We start from the raw sequence: 25,707 nt of genomic DNA, 5'->3' as shown, positions 1-25,707 counted from the left end.
ATATAAAAAAATCCCATCTTTATTTCAAAGATGGGACAACTCTTAAAACTTTATTTTTATGGAAGTATTCTTTCTAAAGCACTTTCCACCTCTTTACTTACCGCTATTTCACCACCAAAGATCGTTACTCTTTCTACTCCTTGGCTTGTCATAAACTGTGAAACCACTCCAGGTACGTTGTTTCCAACTAATAGAATTGCGCTATCGTTTTTCGCTGCTAAAACTGCGCCTGTTAATGCGTCAGCGAAATCTATACCAGTCGCAACATACATGTGCTTGTTCGTTACACCAAACTTCTTCGCTACTTCTACGTTTGTATCGTAACGACTTGTGCCACTAACTCGCTCTGGATTCGGAAGTGTTGCCATAACAGTATCTGTTACTACCAAACTTCCACCAATAACAATAGTACTAGTTACACCTAGTTCATTCAGTGCACTTTCAGTACTCTCTGGAAGTACATTTGTGTTAGTTAATAGAATAGGCAGCCCTTGTTTCGCTGCATGAGATGCAACAGATAATGCGTCTGGGAAGTTTCTTCCACTTACTACGACTGCTTTTTCAGCGCCATTTGGTGCTACTTCTTTTGCAATTAGAGCTGCTGTTTCATAACGATTTGCCCCAGCAATTCTTCTTACTTCTAAGCCTTTAGATTTCAATGTGTTAACTGTGCCTTCGCTTACAGCTAACTCTCCTCCAAGTACGATTACATTAGTTGCTCCTAATCTTTCAATTTCTTTTAATGTTTCTGTTGCTAAAGTTGATCTTGTTAATAAAATCGGTGCCCCTAGTTTATGTGCTAATGGTACACCAGCTAGTGCATCGGCATAGTTATCGCCACGTGCTAACACAACAACATCAGAAGATGCCCAACCATTTTTACTCGTTTCAATCGCTGTGTCTATGCGAGATGTTCCGAAGATACGGTTAATCTGCTCTGAACTAATATATAGTTTACCAGAGGCTTGTGCCGTTCCTTTGTTACCAGCTACATCTACTAATTTCACCTCAACTATTGCACCTTGAAGGTTTGTATTAGTAGGTACTGTCCAAGTTCCTTTGTAGAATCCTGGTTCTACTTCAACCATTGTGCTACTTGTTTCGTTAGTAGAAGCAATGCTTGCCGGTAATTTAATAGAGAAGCTCGCATTACCACCAAACGATTCACTACGGAACGAAACTTCTATTTTTTCTCCTGGTTTTACATATTGGTCAGAGGATGGTGTCACATCTGTTAGAACAGGTGAACCAAGTATGACTGTTACGGTTCTTTCTACTTTAGTAGAGTGACCTAACGTATCAAATGCCTCAATAGTAATTGTATTTGTTCCTTCTACGAGAATAGTTCGAGTAGAAAATTCTCCATTTTTATTCACGTCAACTGCTTTACCATTTACTTCTACACGGTCTAAGTTAGCATCGGTTACTGAACCATTTACATCTGCTACTTCTTTACCTGTTACGAAATTAGTAGTTGGAGATGCAACCGTTAACTCTGGCGCTTGAGTATCTACTAATAATGTTAAAGCATTTTCACTTACCACATCACCTGCAAAGTTACTAGCTTTTAATACTAGTTCGTAACTTCCGTCCGCTAAGCCTTGAAGTTCAACTGTGAATGTTCCATCACGTTTAGGAGTTACTGTTGCTAAAACTTCTTCACCATGTAGTACTTGAACAGTTGTTCTGTACTCAGCAGTTCCTGTTACTGTTGCTGATCCGTCAGAAGAAGTAACAGTTTCTTCACTCCATACCGGTAAAATTGGTAAAGACTGTACTCCGTCTTTTGCCCACTCAATTGCTTGTAAATACAACTGTTGACCTTGATTCGTCCACCCTTGTTTCGGGCCAATCATGTTGTTAACAGCGTAAGAGGACAGTAGTAAATGCATATGGTTTTCACTGCGGAAGTCATATGCGATACTCGCTCCTTTGTCTACTCCGTCTACAATTAAGCTCGCTAGTGTAATACCTTCATAGTCTTTGAATGTGGAGTATGGGCTCTTGTCGCTATGGATGCGAATCGGTCCATTTCCTAAACCTTCGAATAGTTCATGAGGTTTAATATCTAGATACACCGCTCCTTGGTTATAACCGTGCTCTGCACGAGTAGGGTTACCAATTGCTTTTTCTAGTAAAGGAAGCGACCCATCATTCCCCCAAGTATCAACAAAAATTAAGCTTGTTTCATACTTGTCACTTTCTTCAATTAATTTATTTACTTGTTCTTCAGTCGCTTTGCTAGAGTTTACAATGATAATTTCATAATTGTAAACATCGTTTACAATATCCCAATCGCTTCTTTGTGCTGCATGACCATTTTCATTTAAGAATGTAGATACTGCTTCTTTTACATCCCCTAGTACTGCAATGTTAAAGTCACTTAATGTGAAGTCTAATACAACATTCTCACCAGCTTCAATCTTAATATCCGATTCAACTGTTTGGTATCCATTCACTTCTACTGTTAAGCGATATTCACCTGCTAGTAATTCATCAAATTGGTAATAACCATCTTTATTTGTCTCAACAGATTCTTCAAAGTTTCCTTCTTTTTCTACTAGCGTTGCCACAGCTCCAGATAAACCATTTCCTTGTAGATCCGTTACATTTCCAGATAAATTCATACGATCTGTTTGTTCCATCTCAAAGTTCAGCTCTGCCAATTGACCTAGTTCCTCAATAGTAGCTGTTTGAGTTTGAGGTACAAAACCACGAGCTTGTACTCGCACTTCGTATTCTCCAATACCTACACCTAATCGATAGAAACCTTCGCCATTTGTTTGAACTGTTGCACCTTGACCAGGAATAGTAACAGATGCACCTTGAATCGGATTACCTTCTACGTCCGTTACTACACCGTTGATTTCTCCTAGGCTTGCAGATAGTGCCCAGTCAACAGCATTAATATAAATTTGCTTAGCGTCATCTGTCCATCTCACGTCAGGACTTCCATATGACCCTGCTTGTAAACTACCAAGTAATAAGTGCACACTGTTGGCAGTTCTAAATTCATAAGCTAGACCACTACCAATTCTTCCGTTTGCATCATGTGTAAGATCAGCTATCCTCGTTCCACTATAGTTCTCAAATAGAGAGTATTGTTGGTTTGAGTTACCGTTATCTGCAATACGGATCACATCTCCAACTTCGTAACCTGCAAAGATTGGATGCTTTTCAGTTACTTTGTAGTTAATGTGATTAGGTACAAAACCTTGTGCCACTTGCTGTGGATCACCATAGAACGCATTTAAATCCCTAATAGTTCCACCACTGAATTGACTTGGGAAGATAATGCTTATAGATAAACTATCCGCTAAGTCAATAAATTGTTTAAATACAGCTTCTGGCATTGCCGAAGTATTGCGGTCATTTAAGATAACTAACGCATACTCATCAAGTTCTTCCATTAATTGAGGAATGTTTGAGTTTACCCAAGCAATTGCCTCATATCCATTTGTTTCTAATAACGGAATGATTCTGTTATTGTTTGCAGCTGTACCTACCACTGCAATTTTTTCAGAAATACTTAATGTGAAGTTGACTGTTACTTCTTCGTTATCTCCAACTATTGCCGAAATAACTTGAGGTGAATAACCATTAGCAGCTACACGAACACTATACTCTCCTACAGGAGCTTGTAATTCATAAAAACCTTGTGCGTCAGTAGTTGCTCTTAAAGGTGTTCCAACTAATTGAATTGTTGCACCTTCAACTCCTTGATTTGTGTCAACTGATTTTACTTGTCCTTTAACTAGTCCAGCATCTTCAGAAGTTAATACGAAAGTTTCATTTAACTTATCACCACGAACAACATCTACTTCAAAACTTTCTGAATGGTGTCCAAAACCTTCAATTGTTAGTGTGTAAGTGCCTGAATCTAGTGCAAGGAAGAATGATCCGTCTTGTTCTGTTTCAAACGTATAACCTGTTTCTTCAACAGTAATCGTTGCTTTTACGTTACGATCAAAGTTATTGGAAACTTGACCATGAATTTCACCAACTAACTCCTCTTTGTTATCTAGTGCCCAAAGAATTGCGTTGTTTACAATACGTTCACGGTTTTGGTCGAAATGTCCACCTTCCGTAAAGCCGTATCCGAAAGTCATACTTGCAAGTAAAACTTCGACACTATTTAAAGTACGGCCACCGTATGCAACTAATGAGCCTAAATCACCTTGTACAGAATGATTTGCAGTTGCAATTGTTGTACCAGTGTAGCCAGAGAACCCATTGTAATAACGACTAGTATATTTGAACTTACCATCTTCATCTGTAGCAACACCTTCAAAAATCGGGTGTTCTGCTAATACAGTCGCTTCTAATGTTTGTTGAGCAGCTGAAAGTCCACCCATTACATGTGATGCAGGATTTCCAATATGTTCAACTAGGAATCGAATACTTCCTCTAGGACCACCGTTACCAGGCCAAATAACAGGTGTTTCCGTACGGTCTAACTCTTTCAAAAACTCGACAAACACACCTTTTTCAGGGTTTAAACTATTGTTATAATCCGAGTTCGCAAAGATTAAATCCATATCTTTAATACGATCTAAATCAGTGTAATAAAGTTGCTCTACTATATAACCTCTGCCTGTTAAGTAATCTTCTAATTTAACAGAAGAAGAAGTTTGTGCATCTACAATTACTCCAATTGTTGGAGAAGGCTTTAAGTTACGTTTAAGTATCGTTTTACCATTTGGTGTAATTTCAACGTCTATTTCTAATTGAACATACCCTTCTTTTGTAACCATTAGTGTATATGTTCCTGGTTCTAGACGATCAATTATAACTTCACCATTACTGTCAGTAGTTCCTTCTCTAGGATAGCCTACTACATCAATGTGAACTCCCTCGACTCCTCCTTCTAGAGGATTGTCATCCACAAACTTACCTTCTAAAGAACCATTATCTTCTTTTAAATCTAATTTAATCTGTTGTTCTTCTAAATCTTCATCAATGTTAACTGTTATGTTTTTATCTTGATATCCAAATGAACTGATTTCTAATTCATATTCACCGTCTAATGCAGCGAGAGTAAAGTATCCAGTTTCCGGATTAGTCCATGTACTAATACCAAATTCTTCAATCTCCACTTTGGCATACACTGGGTTACCATCTTGATCTGTAATAGTACCTTCGACCGTATTGTATTCCACATATGCCGCCCATAGGATAGCATTCACAAAAATATCTAATCCATTTTGTGTATAATGTCTCGCATCATGTGTGAATGAAATTCCATGACCACCCATTAATAACTCCATACTAGAAGAAGTACGTGGTTTATAAGCGATTCCAAGTCCATGTGCATTAGTATGATCTTGGTGCTTGATTGTAGCTAATGGGTAACCTGAATATCCTTCGAAATATGCAATATCACTTCTATTTGGTAAAAGGATATCAATAAAATCTCCAACTTTACTGTTACCGAAAATTGGATTCTCTTCTAAGACCACATACCCTGCAGAGCTGTTGTAGTCTCTATGAGTTGTTCTAGACTTTGGATCTCCAAAACGATTAACTAAATGGTTTAATCCTGAACCTGTCCAATATGTGTCTCCAAAAATAACACTTACTTCATGCTTGTCAGCCTCAGCTAAAAAACTTTCTAAAGCTTCAAGCGTTACAGATGCAACAGATTGGTCGTTAAAGAAAATGACATCTAAGTTTTCTATATGAGGTGTGATATTAGCAATGTTAGTATAGTTTGTTGCTTCTATGCCAACTCCATCTAAAATTCCTCTTAAAGAACCTGTTGTAGCATCTCCAATTATTCCTACTTTAGGAGCAGGATACATTTCAATATTGAGTGAAATAGGTTCACTTCCTACCTCAATTCTCTCTGTGTGCGTTACATAGTCACGAAGAACAATCTTTAATTCATACCTAGCCTCATCAAGCCCTGTGATTTCGTAGTTACCGTTAATGGAACTAACAGAAGATTCTACCAATATTCCTTCTTCATCATAAAGTTCGATTTCAGCATATGGGATGGATTGTCCAGAAATTTTATTTACCACTTGTCCGGAAATTGTTCCACTATTGGAAACTTCCATTACAACATTTTCCACTAATGGTTGACCATTTTCAAAAGTCACTTCTACAAATTTCGTTGCGTAGCCACCTTTTCTAAAAGCAACATTGAAGACACCATCGTCATGGAATAATTCATATTGACCTGTTGTACCATCAACTTGAACATTCACTCCAGTTTCTATCACTTCAACTGTTGCTTCAATAGTATTTCCTTCTTCATCAACTACTGCACCAGAAATTTGTCCATATGAAGCATCTAATAAGAAGTTGACTCCGTTAATAAGAATCTGTTGTTGTGGTGTTAACCATCCATTATATGGGGAAACCCATGGTGAAGCCGAATGAGTTGAAAGTAATAAGTGTGCACTTTCTTCTGAAACAGCTTTATAGGCAATTCCCGATCCAACCATTCCAATTCTACTGCTTCCAACTGTAGCTAAATGGCGGCCAGAATATTGGTTAAACCAAGCTAAGTCACCATTATGGTGAATAGTATAAGTACCACCTTTTTCTAATCCATCAAGTATTGGATGTTCTTCGTCTACTCTTAGTCTTACAGTAGCATTGTAATAATCTGAGTCATATTGAGCTGGGTCGCCATAAAACTCCCATAGAAGTCTTAAGCTTCCGTAACTGATTCCCCATGTATCTGCAAACACAACACTAACGTCATTTTCTTTTGCTGCGTTTATTAAGTTATCAAACGATTCTTTATCAGGTCTATTGCCCATTGATCTGTAAGTTCCGTTCATGTATAACACTTGATAACTTGATATATCTTCTACAACATCCCAACCGCGTTCTTCAGCAGAGATATTGTTGTTATTTAAGAAACGAACAATGTCACCGTTATGATCATCTAATACTACAACATCAACTGGTGTCATATCAAATGGTACTAGTGTGTTTTCACCAGCCACTACATTAATTGTCTGTAGAGAATCAACATAACCACCAATAGAGAACTGAACGTCAAATGCTCCTTCATACACTTCGGTAAAACTGAAGTTACCTTGTGAGTCAGTCACAACTTGTAATGGTGTGTCAACTACTGAGATAGTAACACCTTCAAGACCAACACCACTTCTTTTATTTTTTACAGTACCTGATATTGAGCCAGTACCTGCATCTTCTAACGTAAAGTCTTGATTTAAACTATAGCCGGAAATAAATTTTATTTCTTCTATAGATTGTTGTAACCCATAATAAGCTATTTTCACTTCATACGTACCTGGGTGTGCACTCATGACATATTTGCCGTTCTCATCTGCTTCTACAGATTTCCCAGCATTCAGAAGTGTAATTTTTGCCTGAACAGGTTGACCAGCTTTTCCTTTAATTGTTCCAGATAATGTACCTGGCGCTTCAAAGCTAGTAACCCCAGAATGATCACCTACAACAACTTGACCTTCTGTTAATGCAACACCAGCTGTACTGATGTTTTTCAAACTATACGTGCTTAATTTCTCTCCAGTAAACACGTCATACACATTTAGATTTGACGCTAGATCTGTAACAAATAAATATCCATTTCCAGAAATCGCTCCCGTATTCACCATTGTACTTCCATTATTCGTTTCCCAAACTAGTTCCCCTGTATTCTTGTTAAACGCTTTAATATAAGTGTTTGCAGCAGAGCCAATCACTACTAAATCATCGAAAATTATAGGGGATCCTGCTTGTGTATCTCCAATACCAGTAGTACTCCATAACTTATTACCATTCGAAGCATTATAAGCATGTAGTGTGCCAGAACCGTTGCTAAAGTTTACACTAACTGCATATATGACACCGTCATGATATACAGGACTAGCTGCAAACCCTTGGTTGTCTGCAGTAACAGTCCATTTTTCAGAACCATCTGTTTTAGAGATTGCTTTAATTTGTCTACTCGCATAAGTAGCAACAAATAAAGTGTCTTCACCCATTGCAGCCCCGAAGAATGATTCGTTACCTACGTTAGCTTCCCAAATCTTATCTCCATTATTAGCATTTAATGCGACAGCTTTCGCATCGTTTGATAAATAAGATGTAACGTATAGAACTCCATTATCATAAATCGGTGCCTCGTAAATAGCAGGATATTCTAAACGTTTTGTCCATTTTGTCATACCCGTCACTAAATCGATAGCATAAATTAATGCATCGGAACCACCTGCAACATATACTGTGCCATCTACTACAGTAGGTGTCGAACGGTTTGTATTACCTGTTCTAACAGACCATTGTTCCTCACCACTATTTTGATCTAAAACAATCACATAACCTCGGTCAGTTGTAAAGACAACTTTTCCTTCAGCTATAACCGGCGAACTAAACAATACTTGTCCAGGTGATGTAAATGACCAACTCTCAGCTAGTTTTTCTGCATCTACTTCAGCAATACTCACTGCATTTCTACTATTATTATTTTTTGAGGTAGACCAATCTAATTGGCTATCAATAGAAACAGTAGAAACTGTAATATTAACCGTCATATTTTTTGTAACATCGACTGATACTGATTTTTGTTTTATACCTTGTCCATTTACTACCAAAGTATAATTGTCTTGCGGTATTGCATTAATAGAAAATTGTCCATTTTCATTTGTTCTTGCTGTTTCAAGAGGTGCGCCAACAACACGAACATAAGCGAATGCAACTGGACTACCATTTTCATAAGTTACAGTACCTGTTACATCAAAGCGCTCTGCTTCTTCAAGCGTCCATGCCACTTGTGTTACTTCACCTTTATTCACTTCAATTGTTTGCTTTAGCCCATGGTACCCGAAGGAATATACTTCAATTTCATGTATACCTTCGCGGACTTTAAAGTTAACTTCTCCATCTTTTACAGTAAAGCTACTTCCTTCTTTAAGGAATTTAATTTCACCAGAAATACCATTCCCATCCTCATCAAGTAATGTTCCTTTTACTTCTCCTGCATAAGCAACTTCTGTTACTGCTTGATAAACGTTAACGATTCCATGACCATACGTGTCGTTCGGTACTGCCCCCATGTGCGCTTCCGTACGAGCTGTATTTTCAAGAATACTTGCAACTTCATCAATTGTTAAATTAGGATTACTTTGTAAAATTAACGCGATTGCCCCTGCAACGTGAGGAGTTGCCATGGAGGTACCACTAATAGTGTTATATCCGTTACCTGGCCAAGCAGAGTAAATTCTATGCCCTGGTGCGGAAACTTCCGGCTTTACATAGCGTTTTTGTTCACCATTTTCATTTGTCCAGAAAACTGGGCCACGACTTGAGAAGGAAGCAATTTGGTCGCCACTATCTGTTGCTCCAATTGCAAACGCTTCTGGGAAACTACCAGGAGAACCAATAGTCTGTGATCCTGGTCCATCATTACCTGCAGCAAACAATGGGAAAATCCCTGCTGCAACCCATGCCTTTACACCATCTAAAAATTCTGTTCGATAAGTATCTGCACTTCCCCATGAGTTATTTACAACATGAGGTGCTTTACTTGGATCTCCACCAGGAGCTAAAAACCACTCAAAAGCCGTATGAATAGCAGAAGCTGTTGTTCCACCACCATCAGTGAAAATTTTTGCTGCTATCCATTCTGCACCTGGGGCAACTCCGACAGGTTCACCAGCTCCACCACCTACAGCTGAACCAGCAACGTGTGTGCCATGACCATGACCGTCACTTGGAGTTTTATATCCTTGACCTGAAACATCAATCCAAGAATATTGGTGGTTTCCATCTTTTCCACGATAGTTATGAGCTAGCGCTTCATGATTCCCTTCAACCCCGGTATCCATGATACCTACTACAATTCCGTCACCTTGTACCCCATATTCCCCCCATACTTTCGGAGCAAATATTTTTTCCAGACCCCATTCTGGTAATCTAGGAGGGGCTTCCTCAACTGTTACTTCTGGAACTTGGAATTCTCTGTCTAGTGTAATTTTCACAACATCTTCTCTATTTGCAAGAATCTCTAATGCCTCTTTACTAATTGTTGCAGCAACACCGTTGATAACCCAGAACGGTTTCACACTGCTAACAATTTTTTGATCTTCAAGCTTTTGTAAATCTGCTAAAAAACCAGCTTGTGAATTTTGAGCAGTTGCTTTTAACTGATCAACAACTGTTCCAACTCTTTCAGTTCTGTTGTTCATAGCTGATACTGTGCTTGAAAGCTTTTGCATATCTACCGAGTCTTTTAAGCGTACAATGATATTAGCTGTCCCTTCATTGTCTAGCTTATGTACGATATCGGTTTCTACTTTCCCACCAAGGACAAAGTCATCTTCATCAAAAGCAGGCTTTGTATCAAAGTTAATACCGTCTAATAAATTTGGTATCCCATTATTAATAGCTTTTGTGTTATCTCCATTAATAAAATCATCTGGATCTTGTGCTCGTTGTTTTTCAAGTTCCACTTCTTCCTCAATTGTTAAATTACTTGATTGAGTTTGAGCCCCTGCAAATCCGGGTAGTATTAAACTAACTATTAGTAATACCGTCATTATGATTGAAAATCTTTTACGATGTTTCTTGAAGTAATATAGTTTCAAAGCTTCTTCCACCCCCACGATTTTTTTGTATTATTTTTCTACTTACAAAAAGACACAAATAGCCTCCCTTCTCCTCTTATGCTTTGGCTACACTAGTCTATGCCTAAAGTGGTACCTAAATAGAAGGATTGTTGGCTTTTGTGAGGGTGGGTTCTAACTTCTAAATTAATATTTTGTTTGTTTAGTAGAATAATAGGGAATTTGAATGATTTAGGCATAGACCTTACTAAACTAACTAAACTAACTCACCTATAATTTCGACACATTCAACAAAATCCCTACTTAAATTTTTAGAATATTCTAAGTTTTTTAAAATCATAACTTTTGTACCGCACTTTTTCAAAAAAATTTAAATTTTCATTAAAATCGTTCACTTTGAGTTTTATTGTTCTGTTTATACATATAAAAACTACCTATTTCATCTATATCATTTTAAAAGAACTCCTAAAACACAGGCCTTTATATCTAGTTCGAAATCGAAATAAGAAACTGCCAAAATAACAATTTCGATATTCGTACTTTTTAAAAAATTTATCGATTATTTACCTTGTTTGTCAGAGTTAACTATTTCTATTTACACCATCAATTAAACACAAGAAAAAAGCATAGAAACTTTTTCTATGCTTCTTTCTAATCTCTTACGGTAATAATTGTTCTAATTGATTGTACATTTCTTGAGAAATAGCAAGTTCTCCGCCAAAAACGGTCAGCTGATTCAATGATGTTTCAATAATATAATTAATTGTATATGGTTCTAAATTTCTACCAACTAACAAGATACCACTTTGGTTCTTACTAGCAAGTACAGAACCGGTTAAAGCATCTGCAAATTGTCTACCTGTTGCTACATAGGCATGTTTGGATGTTGTATTAAAATGCTTCATTACATTTACATTTGTCTCATAACGAGTCGAACCAGAAATTCGAGTATGTTTAGGAAGTAACTTTGTAATCTCATCAGAAACTGCAAGTTGTCCCCCAATCACATACAACTCTTTGACATCTATGTTTCTGATTGCCTTACTAGTCGCCTCAGGAAGAACATTTTGTCGTGTTAAAAGAATAGGCATATTCTGCTTTGCAGCAAATGGCGCTACAGAAAGTGCATCTGGGAAGTCTCTTCCATTCACCAATACCGCTTTATCAACTTTTCCGCCTACTACTTTCTCGGCAATTCTTGAAGCTGTTTCATAACGGTCTTGTCCAAAAATTCTTTCCATTTCAATGTTTAATTCCTTTAATTCCTCTTCTATCGAACTATTAATAGCAAGTGTTCCACCTAACATAATTACTTTTGTCGCCCCAAGTCGAACTATTTCTTCCTTCACACCATTTGGTAGTAAATTAGATCTAGTTAATAGCATAGGAGCATTAAGTTTATGTGCTAAAGGCACTCCAGCTAATGCGTCAGCAAATTCATTTCCACGTGTTAAGATAATGACATCCGCTTTGTCCCAACCTTCTTTACTTACCTCTACCGCTGTTAAATATCTATCTTGTCCATTAATTCGTGCCATCTTTTCATGTAAAATGAATAGTTTCCCATTAGCAGTTGCAAAAGACGCGTTACCAGCAAGGTCTGTCACTTCTACTTTAATCTGAACACTTGTAGACGAAATATCAACAGGTACTGTCCAGTTTAGCTTATACTGTCCTGGCGTAGTTTCGTTCATATCTACTTGATCGATGGTCGTTCCACTTTCATTAAGTAATGATAATGTTGCAGTTCCGCCTTCCGTATCGCTCAAAACAGTAATTGTAACAATATCTCCAGGTACTATATATTGATCCGAATTAGGAGTTATGCCGGAGATAACTGGTGGTGTAGAATCAAGTTCAATAGCTACTACCGTTTCTGCCACATTTCCTGCTAAGTCAGTTGCTCTAACCGTGATAGAATTCATTCCCTCATTCAATGTGACAGAATGATTGAAATGTTCGACGTTTTCATCCAGGGTAAACACAACTTCTTCACCATTTATTGTAACTTCGGCTAAATTTTCTTCCTCTACAAATCCTGTAATAAGAACTGTTTCTTTATTGGTCACTAATCCGTTTTCAGGCCCATTTATAATTATCACAGGGTTTGTAATATCTTTAACAATAATTACTTCATTGGAAGGTTCGGAAGCTCTAGAACCAATGTATTGAACGGCTGTAATAACATTTTTCCCTTCCGTTAACGATAGTTCTGCTTGGAAGTTTGTTTCCGCCATATCTATACTAGAAACCTCTTCTCCATTGTTGTATATGGTAACAGTTCCTTCTGCTCTACCAGTTCCACTAATTATAACTGTTGAATCGTTTACATAACTTCTCTCTCCGTCACCATGTAACATAGGTGATTCGACAGAGTAGTTTACATGGGAACGAATCATAAAGTTACCATTTGAAGCAGTTGATTTTGTAAATTTCCCAGTGTTATCTAATTGATACGAACGATCTGCAAATGGTGAACTTTCATCAATACCAATGCCTGGACTATCTGGGAAGTCCTCCGTTTGAACAAATACAACAAAATAATCTTTATCTGTTTGGTATGCAAAATCACTTAAGTCAACGTAATTCCATTGACCTCGAATTCCTTCAACAGTTACAGGTGCTATCACTCTCGCTCCTGGCTCTCCTTGAGCGTTACTCTCATATACAGCAATAGAGAATTTATTTCCACCTGGAGTTGGCCAATCTGCTCCCCATAGATACACACTCGCACCTACAAGGTTGGCTAACTCATCAGGTGTCATTTTCTTTGCAAATCCATATCCTTTGCTATAGAATGATCGAGCATTCTCAGCTGTACCATCATCGTAAGAAATTACTGTACCTGGGAACGGATCTATCTCTACTACTATTTCTGTTGTTTCCCCACCTGATACACTAACCCTAACATTTTTAGGATGATAGTTTGGTAAAGATAAACTTACTGTATAGTCTCCTTCTAACACTTCTTCGAATTGATAATAGCCATTGCTATTCGTATAAACAATCGGTAACATTCCATCTTCTACAACTCTAACTCTTGCCCCTTCTATCTGCTGATTCGTTACTGAATTTATAGCAACAAGAGAAATAGAGCCCCTTGGAACCTCTTCTAATAAGAAGTGCTTGTCAATAATTTGCTCATCTTCTAATGTAAACTCCAATAGTTGTGAATAATAACCATAAGACTCTACTTTAATAGTATAACTTTCTCCTTCTGGTGTCGAACGATGCAGAATAGTAAAAGACCCATCTTCTAAACTGGATTTGACCGTTCTACCTGTTTCCACTACTGTAACAATAGCTTCTAATGGTAGTCCAGCTGGAGGATTATTTTCTATTAATACGTTTATGTTCTTCCATTTCATTTGTGAAAGAGTCAAGCCGTCTGTTGGAATCTTTTCATTTGATGCTACATTAGAAATTGCTACAGTATCTGTAACATTAGCAACGTTCTCTACTTTAAGTTGGTCAATATACCAGCCAGCATGTGATACTCTATCGTCAGATTTAAATAATAATCCAACAAATACAGGATTTTCAGACCCAGCATATGGCTCTAAATCTATTGTTAAATCATTCCAAGTACGCTCTCGTCCTGTGAAATGTTCTAATTCCATCCATTCACCGCTATTAAGGTCATTTGTTACTAATACTTTTCCATAATCTTGAATAAATTCAATATCAAACCAGTGTTTAAATGACAATGTAGGATTGTCTACATCACGCAAATCTAGAGGTGGTAATCGCAAGAAACTATTGGAATTATCCGAGTAGTTACCTGTAATATTTGTTCCAACTAACTTTTCTCCACTTCTTTGGGTTGGTGCACCAGTCCCTGACGGTTTGCCCCACTGCCAGTCCCCTGAAAGTAGAAGTCCATCTAACTCTGTTGAAAAATCACTTTCAAACGTATGATTTGGATTTATACCAAAAAGGATTTCCACCTCATAAATTTCAGTGCTAGCCGTATTCCCACTAAAATCATATGCATTTATCATATATTCAAAGCCAGGATCTTTTACATATTCTAATGGAACAGCAACGGCGTAGACACCATCTCTATAATCACCCATTACTCTATCCATCTCTACTGTTTCCCATTGATTGTTTTCATCTTCTCTTACTAACAATTCCACTTTCACTACTGAGATATTATCGGTAACACTTGCTGACAAAGTTACATCTAGCCCTCTGTAACCATATAAATACTCTTCGTGTTCCACGATGACCGGATTTTCATTATCCGATCCTTCTTTTAATACAGATCCTTTAATTCCTCCCATACCAGTTGCTATAGATGCCACTGATTCATATGCGTTTACAAGCCCTCTTCCATATCCATAGTTTGGTGAGTTCGGATATTGGGTATCTGTTAAAGGAACAGCATGTTCATTCATAATTTCTTCTAGTTCGTCTACTGAAAGGGATGCATCAACTGAACGTAATAGTGCTGCAACACCAGCTACATGCGGAGAAGCCATACTTGTTCCGTTCCATGACTCATATCCATTGTTTGGAACTGAAGATCGTATATTTACTCCAGGTGCAGCTATATCAGGTTTTAAGTCACCAGCATAAGGTCCAGGCCCTACACTTGAGAAACTACCTCTTCTATTGTTAATGTCTGTTGCACCAACAGCATAGCTTTCTGGATAGTTACCTGGTGTACCAACTGTGTTCGGATACGAATTTCCTGCTGAGAAAACTGGTAAAATACCTGCTGCTCTCCAAGCGTTTACCATTGGACGATACCAATCATCTCTTGCAGATCCCCCACCCCAAGAATTGTTTACTATATCAGGAGCTAAATTAGGATCACCGTTCGGAGCTAACATAAATTCCCCTGCTGCTAATAGATGAGATGCTTGTCCACCTTGCGCAGTGAATGCTTTTGCAGCAATCCATTTTGCTCCAGGAGCTACCCCGATTTTATTCTTCCCATCTGGACCTTCTCCTAAGATGGTACCCATAACGTGTGTACCATGGGGAATGGATGCAATATCATATGGCATGCCTTGACCAGAAATTGCATCAAACCAGTTACCAGTCGGATTTGGATTGTTTGGATCTAGAGGGTTGTAACCTCTCCACTTTTCTTTAAGCGTATCATGTTGCCAATGAATACCTGTATCAATCATTCCAACTACAACACCATTACCGTTAATACCAAACTCATTCCACACTCTCGGTGCTTCTACTCGGTTAATATTCCACTCAATCGTAGAATCACCTTGAGTAACTGTTAATTCATTGATAGCTTGTTGTACATTATTATTAATTTCTTCAACTGAAATTTCAGGCCAATCTATTTCAATAGTAAAATCAGGACTGATTTTTGCTACTTCTGGTCTTTTTGCTATGTTTTCTACTACTTCTATCGTAGTTTTTAAATAGATTACATTCATAATATAGAAGCTTTCCACATCTTTAACTTGTCCATTATCACGGAACTGCTGTATGGAATCTAAGAGGGGTTTTTGTGAAGTCTCGGCTGAAGTTTTAAGTGCATGGACAACTGCGTGTTTTGCTGCCATGTTTTGCTCATAAGGAGTAGGTTTTATTTTACTTTGATTGCTTAGTTGTGCTTTGGCCATAGTTGCTATTTTCTCTGGCTCAACTTGTTCGTTTAATTCTACTAAAACTTCTACAAATTCTTGTATTTTGAAGCTACTTAATACTTCTGAATCAATAACTTTTGATATGTCTCTTACATTTTTTTGTATCATATTTACACTACTTGTTGACTGAGCACTTGCAAAGTTACCCATTGACGTAAAGACAAGCAACACAGATAATATGATAGCAAAACCTCTCCTACTTCGATACTTCCTCATTCATTTACCACTCCTTTAAAATAAATTATGTACATAGTAAATTTCTGCACTATTCTAAATTTTCCTTTATTTTTTAAATTTTCAGATAATAATACCTATTATTCGACAGCATCTTTAATATTCTTTCGTACTATTTTTTACAAAAAGGATGTTTTCACATAGATTGTTTTTTTTAGCTATGAATGTTGTCCGGTCATTTCCGCTGCCGGCACAAGACTCCCCAGGGTGGTATGCCACTAGCGTTGCACATCATACAAATATTGTAAGTAGTTTACTGTGAAGAAAATTTTTCGCAGAAAATTCGTAGACAAAAATAAAAAATGCTCCTATTGTAGAAATGTTAGATGTTTGTTCCCGAAAACAAACTTTCTACAAAGGAGCACCAAAACTTATGAATATGGTATCTCAAAATACTGTATTACGTCGATGCTTGTCGATGTTACCGACTGAAAAATTTTCATGTCCACTTTTAAACTACTATAATTAAGAGTTAACTACGGAAGCGCTAATCAAAATCTTTGTTACTGCACAACTCGATAAATGGAACTCTTACAATGAGTTTTCAATTAAGATGAAGGCAAAAAAAGACCTTATGAAATATATAAATGTCGATAGTATTAGTAGCTCTCAATTAAGTAGAAGGATTAATGAGCTTGATACCACTATACTTCAGGAACTCTTCTTGAAGTTGGTTGGATAACTTAATTGCTATACAAAGTCTATGACTGGACTTCCTTCAAACATAGATCGACTTCGAATCGTTGATTCGACACACATAAAGCTTCCCGCTATTCTTTGAAGGTGCAAACGTTACTAAAGGATGGACAGTTGTAAAGATGCACACACGATTAATCGTTGCTTCGCCAGATGTCAACTATCCTGATAGTATTGAACCTTCTAATGGAAAGGTTCAATACCATGTAGGCGGAGATGTTTTAATTGAAGTTTCTGATGCTACATATGTAATGGATCGTGGGTACATGGATTGCTTTCGAATGAATGAATGGATAAAAAATAAAATAAAGTTTGTTATCCGTATTAAAAAAGATAAGATTGTGGAAAGAGTCCTAGAAGAGTTTGAGGTCCCAGAGGGATCAATTATCCAGAGAGATGCGAAAGTAGTATTAGGTGAGAATGGTAAAATGCAACCTATTCGAATAGTTGAATTCGTTGATGAAGAGGGAAATTACTACAAAGTAGCCACTAACAGATGGGATTTAGGACCAGAAACCATTGCTGAAATCTATAGAAATAGATGGTTAATCGAGCTATTCTTTAAATGGATAAAACAATCTTTAAGGTTTGTAAAGGTTTGGAGCACTAAGCCTCAAGGCATCTGGAATCAAATGTTTATTGCGATGATCGCCAATATCTTAACTTTAATGGTTCGATTAAAAACTATATCAATGTTAAGTGTTTTAAGGCATATTCGAACGTATATTCACCAACAATGGGATGTTTTTGTAAAGCATGGGAACATAAGGCAACCAAGACTTCTAAAGGAAGACAAAAAGTACCTAAAAAACCTAAAAACCCAGATGATTATGGCAATGTAGCGCTTATCGTAGAGAAACAAAAGAAACGTAAGAAAAAGAGAATCAAATAAAGTTAATATACAAAAAATAGGAACAAGCACGACTCTTGCTTGAAGTTGTCGTTTTTGCTTCCCATATAAAAAACTAGATGTAAAATTCCCCAATTAATTCAATTGTTTTTACAGTTATGCAACGCTAATGGGTGGTATGCCGAAGAACGAAAGCTTTTAAATAGAACAAAATTTACGAAAAGAACCAACAAATAAAATAAAAGGCAGACAATTGTCAGCCTTTTTGTACATTCTTTATGCACTTTTCTTTGAAAACTTTGTGCTCATTTGTTGACTTTTCAGTTTGTAATCATAAACAAAGGTAGTAAAGATAGCTACTACAATCAATAGCATTAATACAATTACAAGAAAACTCATATTATATATATCTACTAATATTCCACCCATGAACGGACCTAACATTCTTCCACCAGTAGCTGTACTATTAACAATACCTTGGTAAAAACCTTCTCTTCCCTTTGGAGCGAGATCATTCGCAATGGTTGGAACTGCTGGCCATACGAACATTTCACCAATCGTCATGATGATCATCGCCACAGCAAATGCTGTAAATTGTTGTGCCTGAGCGATAATAGCAAACGACCCCATAAATATGATGAGCCCAACAATAATTTGGGTTTTTAATGTTTTCGTATACCTTTTTATTATAAAAGATATAATGGGTTGCCCAAATACAATTAACAATCCATTTATCGTCCAAAGCAAACTATAGTGAGTTAACGGAATTCCAAGTGACTGCGTATGAGTTGCTATCGTTGTTTGCCATTGAACATAACCCATCCAACATAATAAGTAACCTGTACAAACAATTAATAACGCATAAAGTTTTGTATGGTCTTTTATCTTGCCAGATTGGTCAATAACACTAGTTTGTTTTGTTGGATTCGATTGAATGGATTTATAGCCAAATACCGCAATTGCTAGGAAAATTACATACGTAACAGTGGTTGCCATAAATATGTAATCAAAACTATAGTGCGCAATTAGTCCACCAAATGCAGCTCCGACTGCTACTCCAACGTTTTGGGATACGTACATAGCATTAAACGGTTTACGTCCGCCTTCTTTCCAAACAGAACCAGCCATCGCATACATAGAAGGAAAAACGATACCTGAACCAAAACCAATAATCGTTAGATAAATTACGTAAAAAGGCCATTCATGATTAAATGTCATACCGATAAGAGCCATAATCGTTATAAGGATACCTAATAAAATTGACTTGTAGCCACCTATTTTGTCAAAAAGATACCCACCGATTAAATTACCGATTACACTAGCAGCGGCATTGACCATTAAAACTAATCCTGCAACGGATAATGACTTGCCAAGAATATCGTGAATATATATCATGTTTAACGGCCATAAAAAAGAAGATCCTGTAACATTTATAGCCATTCCAATTATTAATAACCAAAGGGCTTTCGGCATTTTCTTCAAATGAAGCCCTCCTTTACAATTATTTCGAAATCCAAAATAATTGTAATTCGTTTTAAGGAAAGTTGCAATAAGGAATTAGTGGGACAAGTTAACTTATATTCATTTCTGCAAAGAATCATGATAATTTACTCATTATTAACCAAAAAATATAAGATAATCGTCTTCTTTTCTTAGTATTAAATAGTGAGTGATTATGATTAAAAAGGTATACCCTCCCCCTTAAATTCTCTATTTTTCTAGTGATATTGTGCTCCTAGATATAATTATCGTGCGCCGAGAGCTAAATTTAGTTCGCCAAACGCTCGGTCATGTTCGCCAAAGTAGAAATGTTGTGCTGCTAGAATGATTTTTCGTGCACCTAGTCATCATATACCTCACCTAGGTATATCTTCAAATAAACCTTTTGGACACATTGCACATTAAAACGCAAAATTAAAAGAAGGGGCAACAAACACCCTTCTTCTTACATTCCACTATTCATTTTCACTATGGTTTTTAGAACGAACTGGCTGGGCTTTTTTTAAGTTCTTTTGCTTAACTTCCTTCACAGGATTATATTCTTGTCCCATTTCTACGTTGTTCACACCATTTTTCGTTTTTTGTTCTGGATTGTTTTGCTTGGAACGTTTTATCATAGTGTACTACAACTCCTTTTAATGTCTTAACAAGGTCATTTCGTTTTGAAGTTGTTGTAATTGTATACGCATTCTGTTTAATTGTTCCCTTTGCTGTGCATTACAACTCATTGACAGATGCATTAAGTCATTGTATGTTTCTTCGAGTTTTTCCTGTGCATTTAAATATTCACTATCATTGTAATGCTCTTGTGCTTGTGCACTTGTAAATTGATCTTCTGCATACTTTATACTATCTTCACATTGTTGCATAAAATGGTCTACAGATTGTCTTGTTGCCAAAAGTATCACCTCAATGATCATGATATGTCATGTTCCCCTTTATTTTGCTCCAATTTCTTATATACATTCCATAAAAACTACTACCCACTTTTATCCAATAGACTGCACTTCTAAATTGACGGTTTAAATGCTAAAATGGCTAAAGAATTAGGTCAAATAAAAGGATGCGAACTTATGAAACATCTACAAAAAATTCCAAACGCGTTTCCATATTCTTCTGACAATAAAAGATACCATACATGGAACTATCACTTACGCCAAACATTCGGACATAAAGTGTTTAAAGTAGCTTTAGACGGAGGATTTGATTGCCCAAATCGTGATGGCACTGTTGCTCATGGTGGTTGCACATTTTGTAGCGTTGCTGGTTCTGGCGATTTTGCAGGTAATCGCACAGAAGATTTAGTAACTCAATTTCATACGATTAAAGATAAAATGCATACAAAATGGAAAGACGGCAAGTATATGGTTTATTTCCAAGCATATACGAATACACATGCTCCTGTTGAAGAACTTCGAGAAAAGTTCGAATCAGTATTAAATCAAGAAGGTGTAGTTGGAATTTCCATTGCCACAAGACCTGACTGTTTACCAGATGAAGTAGTTGAATATTTAGCGGAACTTAACAAAAGAACATATTTATGGGTAGAACTCGGTCTTCAAACTGTCCATGAAAGAACGGCACTATTAATAAATCGTGCACATGACTATGATTGTTATAAAGAAGGAGTAAACAAACTCCGGAAACATAGCATTAAAGTATGTTCCCATATTATTAACGGCTTACCGCTAGAAAATTACGACATGATGATGGAAACAGCTAGAGAAGTAGCAAAACTCGATGTACAAGGGATTAAACTCCATCTCCTACATTTACTTAAAGGAACACCTATGGTAAAGCAATATGAGAAAGGGATGGTACAATTTTTACAACTAGAAGAATACGTAAACTTAGTTTGTGATCAATTAGAAGTAATTCCACCTGAAATGATTGTTCACCGAATTACTGGTGATGGACCAATTGACTTAATGATTGGACCGATGTGGAGTGTAAACAAATGGGAAGTAATGAATAGCATTGATGCAGAATTGCTTAGAAGGAATAGCTTTCAAGGGAAATTTTTCAAAAAAGGTTGAGTTGAAATGAAGTTAGAGAGAGTATTACCTTACTGTAAAAAATTATTACAACTTTCATTGTCAGAAGGTGACGTTGCGATTGATGCGACAGTTGGCAATGGTAATGATACACATTTTTTATCACAATTGGTTGGAAAAACTGGCCATGTGTATGGATTTGACATTCAAAAAGAAGCAATCCATATTGCCCAGAATCTGTTAAAGGAAAAAATGAGTGATGAAAATGTTACGCTCATTCAAGACAGTCATAGCAATGCATTAAACTATGTTACAAAGCATCATATTGGAAATATTAAAGGTGCTGTCTTTAATTTAGGTTATTTACCTGGTGGAGATAAATCAATAGTTACAGTAGCAGAAAGTACAGTAAGTGCTATTGAACAACTATTAAATGCGATGGCTAGCGGTGGAATTATTGTGATCGTTGTATATCATGGACATCCAGAAGGAAAGCTAGAAAAAGATCACCTTCTACATTACGTTAGTTCACTAGACCAAAAACAAGCAAGCGTATTGCAATATCGATTCTTAAATCAAGTAAATGATCCACCATTTGTTATTGCAATTGAAAAAAAATAAAGGTAGTTTAGAAATTAAAAGTCGTGCCGGTGGTGTGGCCGCTTTCCGCGGGTGTCTAGGTCAAGCGGCTAGCTCCTCGAGTATAAGCCATGGCCAACTCGAGGGCAAAAAACACCCTCAAGCTGTCCCTGTCTTATACTAGTCGGAGCTGAACGAGCCGCTCTTACTTTTTCGTAGAGGCGGTGAGCCTCCTCGAGCCCAAGGGCTCTGTGGGGTCTCACCAGCCTGCCCTCTCCCGCAGGAGTCGGCCACACCACCGGCACTTGAACAGACTTCACTATATTATTAAATCTAACAAAGACTTTTATATAGCCCCCTTTAAATCATGAAGATCTTTTCCATTTTTGAACGGTGCGATAAACTCTTCCATTTATGTAAAAGAAATAACCTGTTCCGCCACTAGAACGAATCATCTTTCTTGCAATAGTAGAAATATCTTTATTCCCCTGAACTTTTTCATCCGATAAGTAAACCGCTAATAAACCTCGATTAATTAACTTATGAAATTTCTCATAAGGTAAACCTTTTGTATACTCGTCCGCTTTTTCTAAAAAGTGCTGAAGTCTTTCAAGAATTTTCTTTTCACTTGAATAATAAAAGCAGAAATTTAAATCGCCGCCTTCTATGTCTTCATCTTGATCAATAAAATAGTCCAGCAATATATGTAACCCTTGTATGTAAGGAAAATAGCCAGCCATAATTTTTTCCGCACATCGATCTGTAAATGAAGGCTGAAAACTGTTAGAAACTAAGCAAAAAATACCTAATGTAGAACCAGAACAAGCGGAAAATTCATACCATTCCATTGGTGGTAGGTTTTGTTTATGTTCGTTAAACCATGATTGCAAACGCGGTAATCTTTCTTCTTCTTTTACATGTTTATGTATTTGTAAGTCACAATAATATTGTGCGAGTTCCAGTAAATAAGGTTTAATTTTGGCATAGTGTATGTTCTTCTTTAAGACAGATTGACAAGTATCAACTAAATCAAAAAGGTATCCACCATCATTTTGTTCAGAACGAAAACGATAGTAATTTTCTTGCTTCCTATCAATACTTAATGCAGTTAACATAGAGTCATGTAATGCTCGAAAATCCGTTGGATCAAGTGAAGTACTTCTGTCACATAAATTATCCAGATAGTCGCTTATTGTTTGGTAAGCAACAATAAACTTAATACTTTCTTCGATATTTTCTTGTGCTAGCAATGCCAGTATTGCCCCACCTTCGCAATGAAATGTTTTTGAATCAATACTAGCAAGTGCTTGTTTTCGTAGCTCATCATCAGAAATAGCTGCCGCTCGTTCTTTCCAATAGTCTAACTCTTTATAAACGAGCGGAAATACTTTTTTGTACACAAGTTTCATTAAGGCGAATGGCTGTGTTGGAATTTTCAACTAATCACTTCCTTTAGTAAGGTTCATAATCTCATTTATATACGAAAATAAACCGTATATGAAATTAATTCCCCTTTAAATGCATTTCAACAAATGAGAAGGCATACCGAAATACTTCCTCTCTTTCAGGTTCATTAAAAATTTCATGATATAACCCTTCCCATTCGACATAAGTTTTATTTTTCCCTTTAAAAAGATTAAACCATTGAACCGTATCTTCCTTATTAACAATAAGGTCTTCACCTGCTTGCATGACAAGAAGTGGTACATGTTTTGGAAGTTCGTTTGTTTTTAATTGGGCCAATTTAATCGCTTCTAACAATTCCCGGTACCATCTCACTGACACTTTTTTCACATATAGCGTATCTTTTTTACCAACTTCCTGTACTTCTCTATTTCTTGTTACCTTTGATAACGTAATATCAGCATTAAACAACATAGTCGGTTTTACAACATTTAGACCTCGAGAGATAAATTCAACCGCTTTGTTCGGATAACGTGCTAAACCTAAGCAGGGCGAAGACAATATAATGCCATTTAACAATAATTCCTTTTTTTCTTGTAAAGTACGAATAACTGCTAATGCACCCATACTATGACCTAATACAAATACTGGAGGCTCTAACAAGTATGCCTCTTTTATCCATAATTCAATCTCATCCATATATTCGTCAAAACTATAAATATGTCCTCTTCTTCTCGTTGACAAACCTTGTCCAGGTAAATCCCCCATAACAACATGGTATCCAACTTCATTAAACTTTTCGACTAACCATTTATATCGACCATGATACTCTAAAGCACCATGTACAATAACAATCGTTCCTTTCGGGTCTTTCTCTGTTAACCATTTTCGCATGTGTGTCCTCTCCCTTTAGTACAAATGGTTGTATTATAAATTTTAATGTATCACTCTCATTGTATTCAATATATACAATGAAAATTTTCAATCACCTTTTGTTTTGATAAAATAAGAATATATCATAAGAAGATTGGAGAAAAAAGATGAGTAAAATTATTCCTTATCATGATAAATTCCCTAACATTGATCCCACTACATACGTAGCAGATTACGCTGTTATTACTGGTGATGTAACGATAGGAAAAGAATGTAGCATTTGGTTTCATACCGTTATTAGAGGCGATGTAGCACCAACAATAATCGGAGATCGAGTGAACATTCAAGACCAATCAATGTTACATCAAAGCCCAAATAAAACATTATTAATCGAAGATGACGTTACAATTGGCCATCAATGCACGTTACATAGTTCAATTATTAGGAAAAGCGCCCTTATTGGAATGGGTTCAATTGTGTTAGACGGCGCTGAAATTGGTGAAGGCGCATTCATTGGTGCAGGCAGTCTTGTCCCACCAGGTAAAAAAATACCTCCAAATACGTTAGCTTTCGGTCGACCAGTAAAAGTAGTAAGAGAATTGACGGAAGAAGACCGAAAAGATATGCACCGTATTCGAACTGAATACGTAGAAAAAGGGCAGTATTATAAATCTATTGATTCATAATACTAATTACCAACATTTTCATCATGTTAAACAAAAACACTGCAAATCTCTAAGTTGCAGTGTTTTTTTGCACGCGAAATTTTAAATAATATCTTTACAAATAATTTGCAAATTCTAAATATTATCCATTTAGAATTAAGAATAGTTATAGTAGGGAAAGACAAGAGAAAAGAGGTATTGTTAATGGATAAATTACTTCATCATTTTTATGAAATGGAATGCCATTTATTTCGACTCGTCAACCAGCATTTTCATAATAAAATGATTAACCGTTTCTTTCAAACCATTACACATGTAGGGGGGGCAACACTTTCAATAAGCTCTGTCTTGCTCATTATTTTACTTACATCAGGCAACTTAAAATTCACAGCCATGTCGTCACTTTTAGCACTTACGGTTAGTCATATTCCTGTAGCAATTGCTAAGAAGATTTATCCTCGCCGCAGACCTTATTTAGCATTGGATGAAATAAATGTTACAACAAACCCGCTAAAAGACCATTCATTTCCATCAGGTCATACAACTGCTATCTTTTCAATCATAACACCATTTCTTATGTATCAACCTGCACTACTGTTTATTTTATTACCTATTGCGGTTTCTGTTGGAATTTCAAGAATTTACTTAGGTTTACATTATCCTTCTGATGTATTAGCTGGAGCTCTGCTCGGAGGGGTGTCTGGTGTTGTAGCATTTACTCTAGTTGTTCTAACTGTTTTATAA

At 36.6% G+C, this 25,707-nt stretch carries 12 protein-coding genes; 5 read left to right on the top strand and 7 right to left on the bottom strand.

The window, feature by feature from the left end; all coding sequences use genetic code 11:
- Positions 1-56: 56 nt before the first annotated feature.
- Both CDZ89_RS04595 and CDZ89_RS04590 read right to left on the bottom strand, forming a co-directional pair.
- Positions 57-10,568 carry a carboxypeptidase regulatory-like domain-containing protein gene (locus CDZ89_RS04595; RefSeq protein ID WP_100333322.1) on the bottom strand — a complete coding sequence of 3,504 codons (10,512 nt, stop codon included), beginning with the start codon at positions 10,566-10,568 and terminating at the stop codon, positions 57-59.
- 638 nt (positions 10,569-11,206) lie between these two features.
- Positions 11,207-16,384 carry a cell wall-binding repeat-containing protein gene (locus CDZ89_RS04590; RefSeq protein ID WP_100333321.1) on the bottom strand — a complete coding sequence of 1,726 codons (5,178 nt, stop codon included), beginning with the start codon at positions 16,382-16,384 and terminating at the stop codon, positions 11,207-11,209.
- An 836-nt stretch (positions 16,385-17,220) separates the two neighbouring features.
- Here CDZ89_RS04590 and CDZ89_RS04585 point away from each other — a divergent pair.
- On the top strand, positions 17,221-17,940 hold the full coding sequence (locus CDZ89_RS04585) for a transposase (RefSeq protein ID WP_100333320.1): 720 nt from the start codon (positions 17,221-17,223) through the stop codon (positions 17,938-17,940).
- A gap of 284 nt (positions 17,941-18,224) precedes the next feature.
- On the opposite strand, the gene CDZ89_RS04580 is transcribed toward CDZ89_RS04585, so the two are convergent.
- The 3 genes from CDZ89_RS04580 to CDZ89_RS04570 form a co-directional block, all read right to left on the bottom strand.
- The gene (locus CDZ89_RS04580) at positions 18,225-19,421 is read right to left on the bottom strand and encodes an MDR family MFS transporter (RefSeq protein WP_100334262.1); all 1,197 of its coding nucleotides are present in this window, start codon (positions 19,419-19,421) and stop codon (positions 18,225-18,227) included.
- Positions 19,422-19,903: 482 nt separating this feature from the next.
- Positions 19,904-20,065: a glycogen biosynthesis protein GlgD gene (locus CDZ89_RS04575; protein WP_096152884.1), complete on the bottom strand. Its 162-nt coding sequence runs from the start codon at positions 20,063-20,065 to the stop codon at positions 19,904-19,906.
- Between the two features lie 18 nt (positions 20,066-20,083).
- Positions 20,084-20,347, bottom strand: a complete 264-nt coding sequence (locus CDZ89_RS04570) for a YtzC family protein (RefSeq protein ID WP_096156855.1) — start codon at positions 20,345-20,347, stop codon at positions 20,084-20,086.
- 174 nt (positions 20,348-20,521) lie between these two features.
- On the opposite strand from CDZ89_RS04570, the gene CDZ89_RS04565 reads away from it, so the two are divergent.
- Both CDZ89_RS04565 and CDZ89_RS04560 read left to right on the top strand, forming a co-directional pair.
- Positions 20,522-21,484 (top strand): tRNA modification radical SAM protein MnmL/YtqA, encoded by a 963-nt coding sequence (locus CDZ89_RS04565; RefSeq protein ID WP_096152883.1) that lies wholly within the window; start codon positions 20,522-20,524, stop codon positions 21,482-21,484.
- Between the two features lie 6 nt (positions 21,485-21,490).
- The gene (locus CDZ89_RS04560) at positions 21,491-22,063 is read left to right on the top strand and encodes a tRNA 5-(aminomethyl)-2-thiouridylate-methyltransferase MnmM (protein ID WP_096152882.1); all 573 of its coding nucleotides are present in this window, start codon (positions 21,491-21,493) and stop codon (positions 22,061-22,063) included.
- A gap of 323 nt (positions 22,064-22,386) precedes the next feature.
- Here the strand turns inward: CDZ89_RS04560 and CDZ89_RS04555 are convergent, their stop codons facing one another.
- Together CDZ89_RS04555 and CDZ89_RS04550 are read right to left on the bottom strand one after the other, a co-directional pair.
- A complete protein-coding gene (locus CDZ89_RS04555; protein WP_096152880.1) occupies positions 22,387-23,460 on the bottom strand; it encodes a tetraprenyl-beta-curcumene synthase family protein in 1,074 nt (357 codons plus the stop codon).
- 64 nt (positions 23,461-23,524) lie between these two features.
- Positions 23,525-24,319, bottom strand: a complete 795-nt coding sequence (locus CDZ89_RS04550; protein ID WP_096152879.1) for an alpha/beta hydrolase — start codon at positions 24,317-24,319, stop codon at positions 23,525-23,527.
- A gap of 146 nt (positions 24,320-24,465) precedes the next feature.
- Here CDZ89_RS04550 and CDZ89_RS04545 point away from each other — a divergent pair, with 146 nt between their 5' ends.
- Together CDZ89_RS04545 and CDZ89_RS04540 are read left to right on the top strand one after the other, a co-directional pair.
- Complete coding sequence (locus CDZ89_RS04545; RefSeq protein ID WP_100333319.1) at positions 24,466-24,984, top strand: gamma carbonic anhydrase; 519 nt, start codon at positions 24,466-24,468, stop codon at positions 24,982-24,984.
- Positions 24,985-25,167: 183 nt separating this feature from the next.
- Positions 25,168-25,707 carry a phosphatase PAP2 family protein gene (locus CDZ89_RS04540; RefSeq protein ID WP_096152877.1) on the top strand — a complete coding sequence of 180 codons (540 nt, stop codon included), beginning with the start codon at positions 25,168-25,170 and terminating at the stop codon, positions 25,705-25,707.

It is taken from the genome of Bacillus alkalisoli, assembly GCF_002797415.1.
GTDB classification, from domain to species: Bacteria; Bacillota; Bacilli; order Bacillales; family Bacillaceae_I; genus Bacillus_CD; species Bacillus_CD alkalisoli.
This window is presented reverse-complemented; position numbering and strand designations above follow the sequence as displayed.

Excerpts from the sequence above, each read along its gene's own strand:
- CDZ89_RS04590 (WP_100333321.1), bottom strand. The coding sequence starts at position 16,384 with ATGAGGAAGTATCGAAGTAGGAGAGGTTTTGCTATCATATTATCTGTG.
- CDZ89_RS04585 (WP_100333320.1), top strand. The coding sequence starts at position 17,221 with ATGCACACACGATTAATCGTTGCTTCGCCAGATGTCAACTATCCTGAT.
- CDZ89_RS04580 (WP_100334262.1), bottom strand. The coding sequence starts at position 19,421 with ATGCCGAAAGCCCTTTGGTTATTAATAATTGGAATGGCTATAAATGTT.
- CDZ89_RS04575 (WP_096152884.1), bottom strand. The coding sequence starts at position 20,065 with ATGATAAAACGTTCCAAGCAAAACAATCCAGAACAAAAAACGAAAAAT.
- CDZ89_RS04565 (WP_096152883.1), top strand. The coding sequence starts at position 20,522 with ATGAAACATCTACAAAAAATTCCAAACGCGTTTCCATATTCTTCTGAC.
- CDZ89_RS04560 (WP_096152882.1), top strand. The coding sequence starts at position 21,491 with ATGAAGTTAGAGAGAGTATTACCTTACTGTAAAAAATTATTACAACTT.
- CDZ89_RS04550 (WP_096152879.1), bottom strand. The coding sequence starts at position 24,319 with ATGCGAAAATGGTTAACAGAGAAAGACCCGAAAGGAACGATTGTTATT.
- CDZ89_RS04545 (WP_100333319.1), top strand. The coding sequence starts at position 24,466 with ATGAGTAAAATTATTCCTTATCATGATAAATTCCCTAACATTGATCCC.
- CDZ89_RS04540 (WP_096152877.1), top strand. The coding sequence starts at position 25,168 with ATGGATAAATTACTTCATCATTTTTATGAAATGGAATGCCATTTATTT.